The organism is Nocardioides sp. F233, assembly GCF_057813895.1.
The window spans coordinates 316,854-331,644 of record NZ_JBVASH010000007.1; the positions used below are offsets into that span (position 1 = coordinate 316,854).

Genomic DNA, 14,791 nt, shown 5'->3' on the forward strand with positions numbered 1-14,791 from the left:
CAGGCTGCCGGTCAGAGGTCGAGCAGGTCGACCGGCGTGATCGTCACCGGGAACGGTTCCGTGGCCGTCCAGGTCTCCTGGGCGGCCACGCGGGCCGTCACGACGTACCGATCGTCGTTGAGGGACCAGACAGTCAGCTCGGGGTCCTTCGGGTCGACGGTCCAGTAGGACGGGCATCCAGCCGCCGCCAGGATCTCCATCTTGGGCCCGAGGTCGTAGGCCTTGGTCGAGGGCGAGTGCACCTCGACGGCGAGGAGTGGCGCGACCGCGACACCCTTCTCCGTGACGTCGGTACGCCGCACGACGACGAGATCCGGCTCGATCGCGCTCCGCTCGCCGATCCTGACGTCGAAGGGCGCGAGGAACACCTTGAGGTCGGCGGGAGACGCGCCGCGGAGCTGCACGTACAGAGAACCGACGATCGACTGGTGCCGCGGCTGTGGTGTCGGCGTCATGAGCAGGATTCCGTCGAGCAGCTCATGCCGGTAGCCGTTGTCGGGGACCGCGTCGCGCTCCGCGACGGTGAAGGGCCCCTCGCGCACGATGACGTCGCCGTGCTCGAGTCGCGGTGGGACCACTGTCATGACTCCCATGGTGCCTCCTGTTCTCCATGCCGACCAGCGTGCTGGCGACCTACGACAACCGGGGCAGGTCTTCCACAGGGCCTCACAGCGCCGCGACGCCGTTCATGATCGAGATGAACCAGAGCGTGGCCAGGACGGCGAGCGCGACGTCGGTGAGGAGGATCGCACCGGCCATCAGGACGTACGGCGAGCGCCGGGGCAGGAAGCCGGTCGCCCAGCCGCCACCGACCAGCAGCACCAACGCCGCGAAGACGACGATCGGGCCGTAGACGTCGACCTCGAAGCCCAGGGAGGGCACCAGCGACGGTGGCGCGCACAGCCAGGCCAGCGCGCCCACGTTGGCGACGACGACCGTGACCAGTGCTGCCATCCCGCGCCGCTGCTTCGTCACGACGTCCGTCACGGCCTCCGTCATGACGCCGTCCAGCGCAACGCCCGCCCGTGGCCGTGCGTCTGCGCGACCATCCGCCCGTCGATCCCGAGCACGAACGTGGGGTGCTCGTCCGGGATCGGCGGGCCGCTGGCGGTCACGGAGGGCAGCACCCGCTTGCCCTCGTTGCTCACCCAGTGGCACTTCCCGGCGGCGACGAGGTCACGCACCAGCGCGTCGAACTCGAGCCGGCGCGGTGGCGGCAGGTAGGCGATGACGGCGCTGTGGAACACCACGACGGTCCCGTACGCCGACGCGCGCTCGACCATCGCCGGTAGCTCCTCGACCAGGTCGCCGGCCACGACCACCGGCGGGTCCGTGCGAGCCACCTCGATCGCCCGGACCAGGCGGGCCCGGCGCTCGTCCTGCTCGGGCCAGACCAGGGTCTCCAGCCAGGCCATGTCGTCGACGTCGGTGACGTCGAGCGGGTGCAGGTCGATGCCGCCGCGCCAGGCCACCTCGGGCAGGGCGGCGGGCAGGGGAGCGGGGCCCTTCACCCGGCACGGCAGCCGCGGTTCCTCGCCCAGGGCCACCTCGCCGTCGTCCGTCGACCAGGCGTAGCCCCAGCGGTCGGGGTACAGGCACAGCCCGGCGGACGAGCCGACCTCGAGCAGCGCCAGCGGCCCCGGGAAGCCCGCGAACGCGGGCACCAGCGTCGCCAGCCGGCCGACCTCGTTGGTCTGCGTGGCCCGGGCCAGGATGGTGGCGCGCAGGGCGCCGGTGTCACCGAGCAGCGCGGCCCGCAGGCCGTCGTACGGACCCGGCGCGGATACGCCGTGGTGACGGGCGGCCGCGAACACCAGGTTGGGCTGCTGCTTCAGCTCCGGCAGCGTGCGGATCCACGCGACGACCTCGGCGTCGTCGGCCACGGCGGCCGCCCATGCCGCGAAGGTCGGGGAGTCCACCGCCTCGTCGGCGAAGCGTCGGTAGGACTCCTCGACCTCGGCGTACGGCTCCACGGCGGGGCAGCGCGTCAGGAGGTCAGATGCGCGGGACGATGTTGCCGAGCAGCGCGCCCATCCGGGTGGCGGCGTTGCGGCCGGCCTCGAGGACCTCGGCGTGGTTGAGCGGCTCGCCGCTCAGTCCCGCAGCCAGGTTGGTGACCAGGCTGATGCCGAGGATCTCCATCCCGGCCTCGCGGGCGGCGATCGCCTCGAGCGTGGTGCTCATGCCGACCAGGTGGCCGCCCATGATGCCGGCCATCCGCACCTCGGCCGGCGTCTCGTAGTGGGGGCCGGTGAACTGGACGTAGACGCCCTCGTCGAGGGTCGGCTCCACCTCGCGGCACATCTCGCGCAGGCGCGAGGAGTAGAGGTCGGTGAGGTCGACGAAGTTCGCGCCGACGATCGGCGACTCGCCGGTCAGGTTGATGTGGTCGCTGATCAGCACCGGCGTGCCGGGCGTCCAGGTCTCCTTGAGCCCGCCGCAGCCGTTGGTGAGCACGATCGCGCGGCAGCCGGCGGCGGCCGCCGTACGCACGCCGTGGACCACGGCCGCGACACCGCGGCCCTCGTAGTAGTGCGTGCGGCTGAGGAACACGAGCAGGTGACGGTCCGGGTTGCCGTCGGTGCCGGGGATCCGGATCGAGCGGATCTTGCCGGAGTGCCCCTGCACCGCCGACGCCGCGAAGCCCGGCAGCGAGGTCACGTCGATCTCGGTCGTGTTCGCGCCCCCGGCGCCGTCGAGCGCGTCGGCGGCCGGCAGCCAGCCGGAGCCGAGCACGAGCGCGACGTCGTGGCGGGCCACGCCGGTGAGCTCGGCAAGACGGGCGGCGGCCTCTTCGGCCAGGGCGTACGGCGTGGGGGACTCGGTCACGGCGCGAGCCTAGGACATCGAGGCCAGATACCGGGTGGCGTCGACGTTCCAGGTGCGGCCGAGGTCGTCGGGCCGGCCGCTGGCCCCGACCCGCACGTCGAGGAACGCGTCGTGGCCGTGCGCCTCAGCCGCCTCGGGAACGGGGCGGTAGGCGTTGGCGACGGTGTAGGTGGTCCCGGCGGGCAGGGTCGCGACGACGTCGAGCTGGGCGTGCAGGAACGGCCACAGCGCGGCGCCGTGGCTCGCGGGGGTGAGCTGCTCCGGAGGAACGACGCCCGGCACCTCGACACCCGCCGCGATCCTCGTGCCGGCCGCGCCGATCTCGAGCGACAGCGCGGCGCCGCGGTTCAGCTGCAGGGTCGCCAGGGTCGGCGTCAGCCGGCGCCACAGGGCGATCGTCGAGTCGGTCAATGGAGGCACGGTGCTCACCCCGAACCGCGGGTCGGGGGACCGTGAACCCGACCCGACCATCAGGTCGCCCGTCGTGCTGAGGACCGGGTCCGCCCGCACCCGGTCGAGGGCCACCGCGACGTCGTCAGGCCCCGGAGCGCCGAGATCGATGCCGACGTCCTTGCGGCTCCCGACGGTCACGACGGCCTCGGGAAAGGCACGGGATGCAGCGAGCAGCACCTCCGCGCCGTGGCGGGCCGGCCCCTGGGGGGCGTCGAAGGAGTTCGTTGCCGCGTCGCAGGTGTCGTCCTGGTCGGAGAGCTCGGTGGACGCCGTACCGCAGTCGAGGGTCACGATCGTCTCGTCCGGGGCGAGTTCGTCGATCTTCTCGAACACCGCAGTGGCCTGGTCGACGGTGATGCCGCGCTCGAGGTCCACCGCGACGACCTTTCCGGGGGTGTCCTCCTCGATCAGCTCCTCGCCCACGGCGGACGCGTGGACGCCCGGCAGGTCGACGGGCCCCCGGTCCGCGCCACCGCGCCGGCCGGGATCGTCGCCGCCGGAGCAGGCCGCCGGGGTGACCGACACCGCCGCGGCGAGCAGGGTCAGCAAGGCGCCGCGGGCACGGTCACGGGCGCGGTCGGACAGCGGCATGGCACGGTCCTACCCGTCCGTCCCCGGTCCACACAAGCTGCCCGCGTCTCCTCGTCGCGGTCGCGGGGGATGAGGGTCCGGTGCCCGATCCCGAGGAGATGCTCGCCAAGCTGATCGCCGGTGAGCCGTCCCGGATCCGCGAGGTCGCCAGTGGCCGGTGCCGACGAGCTCAGCACGGCACTCGACACCCGTCTCGAGGAGGACCGGGGCGACCTGGAGCACCTGGCCGGCGCCAGTGACCGGATCGGCACGTCGCTCAAGGACACCGCCGACGACTACACCGTGACCGACCTGCTATCGGGACAGTCGATCGCCGTCCTGGCGCAGAAGCTCGTAGACGGCTGACCGCTCCGCCCGGCATCACCAGGTCGCGACGAGGCTATCCGGGACGTACCCGTGCCGCACCCGCTGCGGGTGGTCGCCGACCTCGCGGTAGGCCAGCTCCTGGCCGGTGTCGGTGTCGATCACCGCGACGGCGTCGCTGCCCGACAGCGAGATCCAGCAGGTGTCGTCGAGGCCCTCGGTGGTCCAGTACGGCTTGAGGTACGTGTGGCCGGTCGTCCTCTCGTCGAAGATCGTGGAGCGGCCCGACGTACGGTCCACCAGCGCCGCGTAGTCGTCCATGGTGCCGGCGACGCAGAGGGTGTCGCCGTCGGCGTTGATCGACAGGCCGTGGTGGGCCGAGTCGTTGACGTACTTCTCGCGCAGCATGTTCGGGACCCGGTTGGGCAGCGGGATCAGCCGCGTGACCGCGCCGACGGACGGCTCGGGCACGCCGCCGAGGGTGTAGTCGACCTTGCCGTTGAGGTCGGGGGCCTGGGTGTCGAACTCGACGAAGCCGTGGAAGAACGAGACCTGGAAGTAGACGTAGCGCTCGTCGGGGGAGACCGCCATCGGGCGTACGGCGCTGCTCATGTTCGGGTACCCGGCCTCGGCCAGCTCGCGGCCGATGCCCCACCGCTCCAGGATCGAGAAGTCGGAGTTGCGCACGACCTGGAACCACCGGTCGCCCTTGAGCGGATCGAGGAGCGGGATGTCCCCGGGCGTGTAGACCAGGCCGATCGAGGCGTGGAAGATCCGCTGGCCGTCCTGCGTGTAGTTGCTCTCGTGCGGGGTCTCCCCGGACGGGAAGGTCCGCAACCGGTCGCCCATCTTCACGACGGTGCCGTCGGTGAGCGTCTCGTCGACCATGGAGTACTCGATCACCTGGCGCTTGGTCGAGTCCGAGACCAGCAGCCGGCGGCCGTCACGCGAGAGCGCCATGTGGTCGCTGCGGTTGCCGTCCATCGACTGCTCGCGCACGATCGAGTCCGGGGCACCGGCGGTCGCCTTGGCGATGTCGATCCACACGACGTCGGCGAAGCTCGGTCGCGACACCGCGAGGTAGCGCCCGTCGAGGGTGGTGAACATGTCGTCGACGAACTGGTCGTGGCCCTCGCCGGGGCCGTACCGGATGAGCAGGAAGTACGCCAGGTCGACCGGGCTCCTGCGGATGTCGGCGAGCTCCTGCGCCTTGTCGGGCACCAGGTCCACGCCGCGCTTGAGCACGGTGAAGTCGTGCGCGTCGACGACGCTCGCCGTACCGGCCCAGTTGTTGCCGACCCACATCACGTCGCGCAGGCCGGGCGCCCGCTGCGGCAGCGAGGTCGGCGCGGCGGGCAGGGCGGCGCGGGCCGAACGACCGGCCACGTCCTCCCCGGGCTGAGCGGGCGCGGCGTCAGGGAACGCCAGCGACAGGGCGGCGACACCGACGGCGGTGACGGCGAGGGACAGGCGACGGAGAGCGCGAGAGGACGTCCGCATGACCTGACAACGATTCAGGTTTCTGCGGGGTCACGCCCGCGCGAGAACCAGATGACGCCGCTAGAGGCCTGTCGAGCGGCAGGCGCGGGACCGCAGCCCGGTGACGTAGTCGGCCGGCGCGTCGGCGGCCTCGGCCGCGTCGGCCAGCACTCCGAGGTACGACGCCGAGGGCAGCCCGCCCTCGTACGCGTCGAGGACGTAGGTCCAGGCGACGACCTCGCCGGCCATGGTCGAGATCCGCACCTTGGTCTTGCGGTAGAGCCCCGAGTCGGCCGACTCCCACTGGTCCAGGCTCGGCTCGTCGAGCGGGCTGACGTCGTAGACGGCGACGAAGACGGCGCTCATCGGGTCGGGGGCGATGGTCGCCAGCGCGCCGTCCCAGCCGTGCTCCTCGCCGCCGAAGGTCAGCCGCCACCCGGTCAGCCAGCCGGTGGTCTGCAGCGGCGAGTGGGGGCACCGCTCGCCCATCCGCTGGGGGTCGAGGTTGGTGCCGTAGGCGGCGTACGACGTCACGGGCTCAGGCTAGACCGTCGTACGCCGCCCGTTGGTCAAGCAGGGCTCAGGCGCCGGTGTACAGCAGGTGGTTGTTGGGGGTGGCGGGGGAGCAGATGATCAGCAGCACGCAGCTCTTCTCGGTGCCGGTGACCTTGTTCTTCGTGGTCGCGCCGAGGACCGCGGTGCCGACCTGGGCCGGCGTGGCGGTCGGGTGGGCGGACAGGTAGAGCGCCGCGGCGCCGGTCACGTGCGGGGTCGCCATCGACGTACCGCTGATCGTGTTGGTGCCTGCGTTGAGCCAGTCGGAGGTGATGTCGACGCCGGGGGCGAACAGGTCGACGCAGGTGCCGCGGTTGGAGAAGCTGGCGCGGGCGTCGGTGCGGTCGCTGGCCGCGACGGTCAGCGCCTCCGGGACCCGGGCGGGCGACTTCGTGCAGGCGTCGGCGTTCTCGTTGCCCGCCGCGACGGCCATCGTCACACCGTCGGCGATCACCCGCTTGACCGCGGCGTCGAGCGTGGCGGACGCGCTGCCGCCGAGGCTCATGTTGGCGACGGCCGGCCGGCCGGCCTGGTGGTTGGCGACGACCCAGTCGAGGCCGGCGATCACGCCGGAGGTCGCGCCGGAGCCGTTGCAGTCGAGGACGCGTACGGCGACCAGCCGGGCCGCCTTCGCCAGCCCCTTGCTGGTGCCGCCGATGGTGCCGGCGACGTGGGTGCCGTGGCCGTTGCAGTCGGTCGCATCGGCGTCACCGTCGACGGTGTCGGTGCCGGACACGGCCCGGCCGCCGAAGTCGGGGTGGTTGAGCTGGATGCCGGTGTCGACGACGTACGCGTCGACGCCGGAGCCGGTGCTCGTCCACGAGTAGGCATTGTCGAGCGGCAGGTTGCGCTGGTCGACGCGGTCCTGGCCCCAGCTGGGCGCGGGGGACTGGGTGCCGCTGGCGTGGACCCGGGCGTCGAGCTCGATCGACCGGACCCGGCCGTTGCCGCGCAGGAGGTTGAGCGCAGCGTCCGGGAGGCTGGCGGCGAAGCCGTTGAGTGCGTGCTCGTAGACGTGGGTGACGCGGCCCCGGCCACCCGCGACGGAGCGGGCGGTGGCGGCGGCGTCCGCGCCCGGTGCGAGCGTGACGATCACGTCGACGAGGCCGGTGGGAGCGGCCTGGGCCTGGGGGAGCGGCACTGCCGCCAGGCCGGCGAGGGCGAGCGCGCAGGACGCGGTGAATCCGAGAATCCGAGACATGGAGGGAGCAACTTCCTCTTCGCGGACGGCGACCCGATGCCGCCGTACTCATGAGTAGGTGAACTCTGCCCTGAGCGTGATGTCGGGCACAAGGAGGTGCCCCACTACGCTGGTTCCGTGACCCACTTCGATGTCCTCGTCCTCGGTGCCGGCCCCGGTGGGTACGTCGCCGCGATCCGCGCCGCCCAGCTCGGCAAGTCCGTTGCCGTGATCGAGAAGAAGTACTGGGGCGGCGTCTGTCTCAACGTCGGCTGCATCCCGTCCAAGGCGCTGCTCAAGAACGCCGAGCTGGCTCACACGCTGACCCACGAGAAGGCCAAGTTCGGCATCGAGGGTGACGCGACGATGGCCTTCGGTCCGACGCACGCGCGCTCCCGCCAGGTGAGCGCCGGCATCGTCAAGGGCGTCCACTTCCTGATGAAGAAGAACAAGATCACCGAGATCGACGGCTGGGGCACCCTGACCGGGCCGAAGTCGGTCTCCGTCGCGCTCAACGACGGCTCGACCGCCGACCACACCTGCGACAACCTCATCATCGCCACCGGCGCGACGGTCCGCAGCGTCCCCGGCGTCACCCCCAACGGGCAGAACATCGTCACCTACGAGGAGCAGATCCTCGACGAGAACCTGCCCTCCTCGATCATCATCGGCGGCTCCGGCGCGATCGGCGTCGAGTTCGCCTACGTGCTGAAGAACTTCGGCGTCGACGTCACCATCGTCGAGTTCCTCGACCGGATGGTCCCGACCGAGGACGCCGACGTCTCCAAGGAGCTCGCGCGCCACTACAAGAAGCTCGGCGTGAAGGTGCTGACCTCCACCGCCGTCAAGGGCGTCGAGGACACCGGCTCCGGCGTCAAGGTCCGCATCGCCCCCGCTGCTGGCGGCGACGAGCAGGTCCTCGAGGCCGACAGGTTCCTCGCGGCGTTCGGCTTCGCCCCGCGGCTCGAGGGCTACGGCCTCGAGAGCACCGGGGTCGCGCTCACCGAGCGTGGCGCGATCCAGGTCGACGAGTTCTGCCGCACGAGCGTCGAGGGCGTCTACGCGATCGGCGACGTCACGGCGAAGATGATGCTGGCCCACGTCGCCGACGCGATGGGCACCGTCGCCGCCGAGCACCTCTCCGGCGCCGAGACCATGCCGGTCGAGTACGACTACATCCCGCGCGCGACGTACTGCCAGCCGCAGATCGGCTCCTTCGGCTACAGCGAGCAGCAGGCCAAGGACAAGGGGTACGACGTCAAGACGGCCTCGTTCCCGTTCTCGGCCAACGGCAAGGCGCAGGGCCTCGGCGAGGCGGTCGGGTTCGTCAAGATCGTCGCCGACGCGGAGTTCAACGAGATCCTCGGCGCCCACATGATCGGCCCCGACGTCACCGAGCTGCTCCCGGCGCTGACCCTCGCGCAGAAGTGGGACCTCACCGCCGACGAGGTGGGCCGCAACGTGTTCGCCCACCCGACGCTGTCCGAGGCGGTCAAGGAGGCGATCCACGGGATCGCCGGCCACATGATCCACCTCTGACCTCGGCACGCATCAGGACCCCGTCTCGCAGGTCGAGGCGGGGTCCTGGCTGTTTGGCGATCGTCGAGGCTAGCCTCGTGAGGTGAGCAGACGGCGCGACTGCGCCTTCGCAGCGGTCCTGACCCTCGGCGCGATCACGAGTGCCTGCAGCGGTGAGCCCGAAGCGGCGCCGCGCAGCACGACGTCCGCATCGCAGTCCTCGGCAGCAGCGGTCGATCACGGTGGCTGGATCCTCGCGCAGTCCCACGGCGGCGGGCTGACCATGATCAGCGAGGACGGCTTCGAGGATCGCGACTGGGTGCCTGAGCTTCCGGGCGGGTACGCCTGGCACGCCGACTTCTCACCCGACGGCACGTGGGTGGCCTTCGAGCAACGCACCAGCGACGGCGGGGAGGAGAGCGACCACGGGATCTGGGTCGCCCGCAGCGACGGATCGGAACCCCGTCAGATCGTGGGCACCACCGCCACGTACGACGTCGTCGAGCTGCCGGCGTGGTCACCCGACGGAAAGCAGATCGCCTTCGAGGAGACGGGCCCGAGGCTGCCCCGACAACCCATCGTCGTCGTCGACGCCTTCTCGGGCAGGGAAGTCGTTCGGATCACTGCGCCTGCTCTGGTCGGTCCCAGCAACGTCCGATGGTCCCCCGACGGTCATCACCTCGCGGCCGAGGTGCAACAGTTCACCGAGGGGGAGCCCGGCGAGTTCGAGCTGGTGTCCCGGTGGATCGGGGTCGCCGACCTCCGCGATCCACATCCTTCGTTCGAGGCGGTGACGCCCCTGGACGTCTGGGCCCAGTACCCCGACTGGAGTCCGGATGGGACGCAGATCAGCTTCGTGGCCGGCAACCAGGACCCGCTGTCCCACCACGGGCGCCCGGCGAACCTGTACGTGGTCGAGCCCGACGGCCATGACCTGCGGCAGCTCACGCATCAGACAGCGGGCGACGCCTGGATCTTCACCCCCAGCTGGGAACCCGACGCGTTCCTGGTGACCTTGGTCGATCCGCCCACGGGTGGCCATGCCTTCGGGCACCTCGGCTGGGTCAGCACGGACGGTCGGACGATCACCTCGATGGCGGATCGACTCGGCAGGCCCGTACCGGGCGTGCATGCCCGGCTGCAGCCGTGACACCTGACCCGAACGAGCCACCCGACTGCGTACGACGACTCAGGCGACCAGCCCCGCACCGGGCGCACCGTGGAGCCATGAAGGATCTGCGTCGTCTCGTCATCTCCGTCGTCATCGGCTCGTTCAGCCTCGCCGCGCTGCTGGGCATCATCGCCCTCCTCAGCGGCGGGTTCGGTGACGACCAGGCCCGGGTGCTGCTCACCACCGTCATCGTGGGCGTCGAGTCCACGGTGGTGCTGTGCCTGCTGGCGCTGGCCGGGCACCGGTGGGTGCCGGTGTCGTGGTTCGGTGCGGCCGCCTCGGTGGTCGCAACGGGGGCGGCGCTGGCGCTGACCTGGGGCGACAACGCGTGGGACGACGGGCGGTGGGAGGACCTGCTGCGGCTGTTCGGGACCAGCGCGATCCTGGCCGGTACGGCGGCCCAGCTCGCGCTCCTCATCGCCCTGGTCCTGCGGCCGGGGAGGGAGCCCGGCGGGCTCGCCGCCCTGCTCGGCATGACGGGCCTGGCCGGCGCCCTGGTCGCGATCCTCGCGATCGGTCCCATCGTCAGCGCGTCGGAGCCCGGTGACGGGTACTGGCAGCTGCTCGGCGTGATGGCGATCCTCGACGTGCTCGGCAGCGTCGTGCTCGTCGCGCTCGGTGCGTTCGGCCGGGTGCGCGAGCGGATCGAGACATCCGAGCGGACCGAGCGGACTGAAGGGGTCCGGCTCAGCGCAGCCCAGCAGCAGCGGATCGAGCAGTGGGCGCGGGCGCACCGTACGACGCCCAACGACGTCGTGCAGCAGGCGCTCGACGCCTACCTGTCCGGTCAGGCCTGAGGGAGTACCCGCCGCAGGAACTCCCGGGTCCGCGCCTGCTCCGGCGCGCCCAGCACCTGTGCGGGCGAGCCCTCCTCGACGATCCGGCCGCCGTCGAGGAAGCAGACGTGGGAGGCGATCTCGCGGGCGAAGCTCATCTCGTGGGTGGCCAGCACCATCGTCGTACCGGCCTCGGCGAGGTTGCGGACGATGTCGAGGACCTCGCCGACCAGCTCGGGGTCGAGCGCGGCGGTGATCTCGTCGAGCAGCAGCAGGGCGGGGTCCGTGCACAGGGCGCGGACCAGGGCAACCCGCTGCTGCTGACCGCCGGAGAGGCGGTCGGGGTGCTTGTCGACGTGCTCGCTGAGCCCGAACCGGTGCAGCAGCTCCCGCGCCTTGTCGCGGGCGGCTGCCGCAGGGATGCCGTGCACGCGACGTGGCGCCAGGGTGCAGTTGTCGAGGACGCTCAGGTGCGGGAACAGGTTGTAGGCCTGGAACACCATCCCGATGTCACGGCGTACGTCGCGCGGGTCGACCATCGGGTCGGAGATCTCGCGGCCCTGGAACTCGATCACGCCGTCGTCGATCGGCTCGAGCAGGTCGAGGCAGCGCAGGAGGGTGGACTTGCCGGAGCCGGACGAGCCGATCAGGCAGACCACGTCGCCGGGGGAGACGGTCAGCGACAGGTCGTCGAGGACCACCCTGCGGCCCGGCTCGTCGTGGCGCGGGTAGGTCTTGCGGACGTTGCGGACGTCCAGCAGCGCGGTCATCAGAGTGCTCCTGCCCGCTCGCGCCGGGCCAGCCGTCGCGCGAGCACGTCGCACAGCCGGGCCAGGGGGACGGTCATCGCGATGAAGAAGACCGCGGCGACGAGGTAGGGGGTGTAGTTGAAGTTGTAGTTCGCGTAGTCGGCGGCCGCGTACAGCGCGTCGAACAGCCCGACCGACGCGACCAGCGCGGTGTCCTTCTGCAGCGACACGAAGTCGTTGAGCAGCGGGGGTACGACGCGGCGCACCGCTTGCGGGACGACCACGTGCCGCATCGTCTGGGCCCGGGACAGGGCCAGCGCCTCGGCGCTCGCGAGCTGCGAGGGGTGCACCGACTCGATGCCCGAGCGGAACACCTCGGCGACATAGGCCGAGTAGGACACGACGAGTGCTGTGGTTGCCCAGAAGAACAGGCTCGTCGGCAGCCCGGCCAGCCCCAGTGCCGGCATGCCGAACGCGAACAGGAACACCAGCAGCAGCGTGGGAATGCCGCGCACGACGTCGGTGTAGACGATCGCGAGCCCACGCAGCGGCACCAGCCACGCCGAGTGCGCCTGCCGCACCAGCGCCAGCGCCAGGCCGGAGACCAGGATCAGCGGCTCTGCGATCAGGAACATCTTGACGTTGATCCAGAAGCCCTCGGTGATGCTGGGCAGCGACTCCTTGGCATGGTGCCAGTCGAGGAAGGTCGCGCGCACCCGCGGCCACCCCGGCGACAGCACCAGCGCGGCACCGAGCGCGCCGAGCACCACGACGGTCGCGATGCTGGCGACGACGACGCGACGCCGCCGCTGACGGGAACGGGTACGACGCCGGGCGAGCTCGCGCTCGCTGGGCTGCCAGTCCGTGGTCGATCCGCTCACTGGAGCTCGGGCACGCTGACCACGTCGGACAGCCACTTCTGCTGGATGTCGGCCAGGGTGCCGTCGTCCTTCAGCGAGGCGAGGGCGCCGTTGACGCAGGGGAGCAGCTTGTTGCCCTGCTCGAAGAGCAGGCCGAACTCCTCGGGCGTGCCGCCCTCGTACTGGAACTGCCCGAGCAGCGTGCTGTTCTCGATCTCCACGGCGCTGATGTAGAACGCGGTCGGGAGGTCCGCGATGATCGCGTCGACCTGGCCGTTGAGCATCGCCTGCTTGGCGTTGTTGGTGTTCTGGAAGACCAGCGGCTCCTGCTCGGGCTTGATCACCTCGCGCACGGCGGTCAGGGAGGTGGTGCCGGTCTGGGCGCCGATCTTGAACTTCGCGAGGTCGCCCAGCGAGGTCGCCTTGGCGGCGGGGCTGTCCTTGAGCACGATCACGGCCTGGGCGGCGGAGTAGTAGCCGTCGGAGAAGTCGACGGCCTTCTCGCGCTCGGGGTTGACCGAGATCTGGTTGATGTCGAAGTCGAAGTCCTTCTTGCCGGGCTTGTACGAGTTGTTGAACGGCACGGTCACCCAGCTGACCTGGTCCTTGGAGAAGCCGAGCTGGTCGGCGACGGCGTACGCCACCGCGGACTCGAAGCCCTTGCCGTTGGTCGGGTCGTCGTCGACGAACCAGGGGTCGTAGGCCGGCGAGTCGGTGCCGATCGTCAGCACGCCCTTCTTCACCAGCGGGAGGTCGGCGACAGCGCACTCGTCGGCGGAGGCGCTCTTGCCGCTCTGCTCGGGCTCGTCCTCCGCCGGGGCGCACGCGGCGACCGCGGTGGCGAGCAGGACGGCGGCGGCAGGGGCGGCGGCGCGGGACAGGCGCAGGGCAGGACGCATGGCAGGAATCGTAGGGTGGGCCCTCCGCTGCAAGAATGGCGGCCATGACGCGCGTCGTGATCGTCGGTGGGGGACCCGGTGGCTACGAGTCGGCCCTGGTGGCCGCCCAGCTCGGGGCGGAGGTCGTCGTGGTCGACTCCGACGGCGTGGGCGGGTCGGCGGTGCTGACCGACTGCGTGCCCAGCAAGACCCTGATCGCCACCGCCGAGGTGATGACCGACTTCAGCGAGGCCGGCGAGCTCGGCATCGACGTCGCGGCCCCCCGCGTCGACCTCGCGCGGGTCAACGAGCGGGTCAAGGCGCTCGCGCTCGCGCAGTCCGCCGACATCGAGAGCCGACTGGCCCGCGAGGGCGTCACGGTCGTCCACGGCCGGGGCCGCCTCGACGGTCCGTCGCGGGTCGTCGCGACGCTGGCCGACGGCACCGAGACGACGTACGACGCCGACGCGGTGCTCGTCGCGACCGGCGCCGCGCCCCGCGTGCTCGACACCGCCCAGCCCGACGGCGAGCGGATCCTCACCTGGGAGCAGGTCTACGACCTCGCCGAGATGCCCGAGCACGTGATCGTGGTCGGCTCCGGTGTGACCGGCGCGGAGTTCGCCAGCGCCTACCAGTCGCTCGGCATCCCGGTGACCCTCGTGTCCTCGCGCGACCGGGTGCTGCCCGGCGAGGACCAGGACGCAGCGCAGGTGCTGGAGGACGTGCTCACCCGCCGCGGCATGACCGTCCTCGGCCGTTCCCGGATGCAGTCGGTCACCCGCTCCGGCGACACGGTCACCGTGACCCTCCAGGACGGCCGTGAGGTGACCGGCTCCCACTGCATCCTCGCCCTCGGCTCGGTGCCCAACACCGCAGGCCTCGGTCTCGAGACGGCCGGTGTCGACCTCGACGACGGCGGCTTCGTCAAGGTCGACCGGGTCTCGCGGACCTCCGCACCGGGGGTGTACGCCGCCGGCGACTGCACCGGCGTCTTCATGCTCGCCTCGGTCGCCGCCATGCAGGGCCGGATCGCGATGGCCCACGTCCTCGGCGACGCTGTGCAGCCGCTCGACCTCGGCGTGGTCGCGTCCAACGTCTTCACCTCCCCGGAGATCGCCACCGTCGGCGTGACCCAGAAGCAGGTCGACGCGGGCGAGGTGCTCGCCGAGGTGGTGATGCAGCCGCTCGCCACCAACCCGCGCGCCAAGATGCAGGGCATCGTCGACGGCTTCGTGAAGCTCTTCGTCGCCCCCGGCTCGCGCAGCCTGCTCGGCGGCGTCGTCGTCGGGCCCCGCGCCTCCGAGCTGATCCACCCCGTCGCGCTCGCCGTGACCGAGCGGCTCACCGCCGACCAGCTCGCCCAGACGTTCACCGTCTACCCGTCGATCACCGGCTCGATCGCCGAAGCCGCCCGCCGCCTCCATCGTGCGTAGGCCCTGAGAGACTGGG

The 14,791-nt window shown here is 71.4% G+C and carries 16 protein-coding genes; 5 read left to right on the forward strand and 11 right to left on the reverse strand.

Annotated features, from left to right (window positions below):
- Window positions 1–11: 11 nt before the first annotated feature.
- From ACZYRU_RS24150 to ACZYRU_RS24170, 5 genes are all read right to left on the reverse strand, one after another.
- Window positions 12–584, reverse strand: coding sequence for a Uma2 family endonuclease (locus ACZYRU_RS24150; RefSeq protein ID WP_488959653.1), 573 nt, complete (start codon window positions 582–584; stop codon window positions 12–14).
- An 82-nt stretch (window positions 585–666) separates the two neighbouring features.
- Entirely contained in the window at window positions 667–999 is a 333-nt protein-coding gene (locus tag ACZYRU_RS24155) for a hypothetical protein (RefSeq protein WP_488959654.1), read from the reverse strand.
- Window positions 996–1,973 carry a DUF2332 domain-containing protein gene (locus ACZYRU_RS24160; RefSeq protein ID WP_488959655.1) on the reverse strand — a complete coding sequence of 326 codons (978 nt, stop codon included), beginning with the start codon at window positions 1,971–1,973 and terminating at the stop codon, window positions 996–998. The genes ACZYRU_RS24155 and ACZYRU_RS24160 overlap by 4 nt, the downstream gene beginning before the upstream one ends.
- Window positions 1,974–1,995: 22 nt before the next feature.
- Window positions 1,996–2,829: a purine-nucleoside phosphorylase gene (locus tag ACZYRU_RS24165; protein ID WP_488959656.1), complete on the reverse strand. Its 834-nt coding sequence runs from the start codon at window positions 2,827–2,829 to the stop codon at window positions 1,996–1,998.
- 9 nt (window positions 2,830–2,838) lie between these two features.
- Entirely contained in the window at window positions 2,839–3,873 is a 1,035-nt protein-coding gene (locus tag ACZYRU_RS24170; RefSeq protein WP_488959657.1) for a hypothetical protein, read from the reverse strand.
- Window positions 3,874–3,993: 120 nt separating this feature from the next.
- On the opposite strand from ACZYRU_RS24170, the gene ACZYRU_RS24175 reads away from it, so the two are divergent.
- Window positions 3,994–4,218, forward strand: coding sequence for a hypothetical protein (locus ACZYRU_RS24175; protein ID WP_488959658.1), 225 nt, complete (start codon window positions 3,994–3,996; stop codon window positions 4,216–4,218).
- 15 nt (window positions 4,219–4,233) lie between these two features.
- On the opposite strand, the gene ACZYRU_RS24180 is transcribed toward ACZYRU_RS24175, so the two are convergent.
- The 3 genes from ACZYRU_RS24180 to ACZYRU_RS24190 are packed head-to-tail and all read right to left on the reverse strand — an operon-like array spanning window position 4,234 to window position 7,411.
- Window positions 4,234–5,676, reverse strand: a complete 1,443-nt coding sequence (locus tag ACZYRU_RS24180; protein WP_488959659.1) for a YncE family protein — start codon at window positions 5,674–5,676, stop codon at window positions 4,234–4,236.
- 60 nt (window positions 5,677–5,736) lie between these two features.
- The gene (locus ACZYRU_RS24185; protein WP_203046527.1) at window positions 5,737–6,189 is read right to left on the reverse strand and encodes a gamma-glutamylcyclotransferase family protein; all 453 of its coding nucleotides are present in this window, start codon (window positions 6,187–6,189) and stop codon (window positions 5,737–5,739) included.
- 46 nt (window positions 6,190–6,235) lie between these two features.
- Window positions 6,236–7,411 carry a S8 family peptidase gene (locus tag ACZYRU_RS24190; protein ID WP_488959660.1) on the reverse strand — a complete coding sequence of 392 codons (1,176 nt, stop codon included), beginning with the start codon at window positions 7,409–7,411 and terminating at the stop codon, window positions 6,236–6,238.
- Between the two features lie 117 nt (window positions 7,412–7,528).
- On the opposite strand from ACZYRU_RS24190, the gene lpdA reads away from it, so the two are divergent.
- The 3 genes from lpdA (at window position 7,529) to ACZYRU_RS24205 (ending at window position 10,876) form a co-directional block, all read left to right on the forward strand.
- The gene (gene lpdA, locus ACZYRU_RS24195) at window positions 7,529–8,929 is read left to right on the forward strand and encodes a dihydrolipoyl dehydrogenase (protein ID WP_488959661.1); all 1,401 of its coding nucleotides are present in this window, start codon (window positions 7,529–7,531) and stop codon (window positions 8,927–8,929) included.
- Between the two features lie 82 nt (window positions 8,930–9,011).
- Entirely contained in the window at window positions 9,012–10,058 is a 1,047-nt protein-coding gene (locus ACZYRU_RS24200) for a TolB family protein (RefSeq protein WP_488959662.1), read from the forward strand.
- A gap of 77 nt (window positions 10,059–10,135) precedes the next feature.
- Window positions 10,136–10,876, forward strand: coding sequence for a hypothetical protein (locus tag ACZYRU_RS24205; protein ID WP_488959663.1), 741 nt, complete (start codon window positions 10,136–10,138; stop codon window positions 10,874–10,876).
- On the opposite strand, the gene ACZYRU_RS24210 is transcribed toward ACZYRU_RS24205, so the two are convergent.
- The 3 genes from ACZYRU_RS24210 to ACZYRU_RS24220 are packed head-to-tail and all read right to left on the reverse strand — an operon-like array spanning window position 10,867 to window position 13,363.
- Window positions 10,867–11,625 (reverse strand): amino acid ABC transporter ATP-binding protein, encoded by a 759-nt coding sequence (locus tag ACZYRU_RS24210; protein ID WP_488959664.1) that lies wholly within the window; start codon window positions 11,623–11,625, stop codon window positions 10,867–10,869. The genes ACZYRU_RS24205 and ACZYRU_RS24210 overlap by 10 nt on opposite strands.
- Window positions 11,625–12,485 carry an amino acid ABC transporter permease gene (locus ACZYRU_RS24215; protein ID WP_488959665.1) on the reverse strand — a complete coding sequence of 287 codons (861 nt, stop codon included), beginning with the start codon at window positions 12,483–12,485 and terminating at the stop codon, window positions 11,625–11,627. The genes ACZYRU_RS24210 and ACZYRU_RS24215 overlap by 1 nt, the downstream gene beginning before the upstream one ends.
- Entirely contained in the window at window positions 12,482–13,363 is an 882-nt protein-coding gene (locus tag ACZYRU_RS24220; protein WP_488959666.1) for an ABC transporter substrate-binding protein, read from the reverse strand. Before ACZYRU_RS24220 ends, ACZYRU_RS24215 begins: the two co-directional genes overlap by 4 nt.
- A gap of 44 nt (window positions 13,364–13,407) precedes the next feature.
- Between ACZYRU_RS24220 and ACZYRU_RS24225 the strand changes: the two genes are divergently transcribed.
- Window positions 13,408–14,775, forward strand: coding sequence for an NAD(P)H-quinone dehydrogenase (locus ACZYRU_RS24225; RefSeq protein ID WP_488959667.1), 1,368 nt, complete (start codon window positions 13,408–13,410; stop codon window positions 14,773–14,775).
- Window positions 14,776–14,791 lie beyond the last annotated feature (16 nt).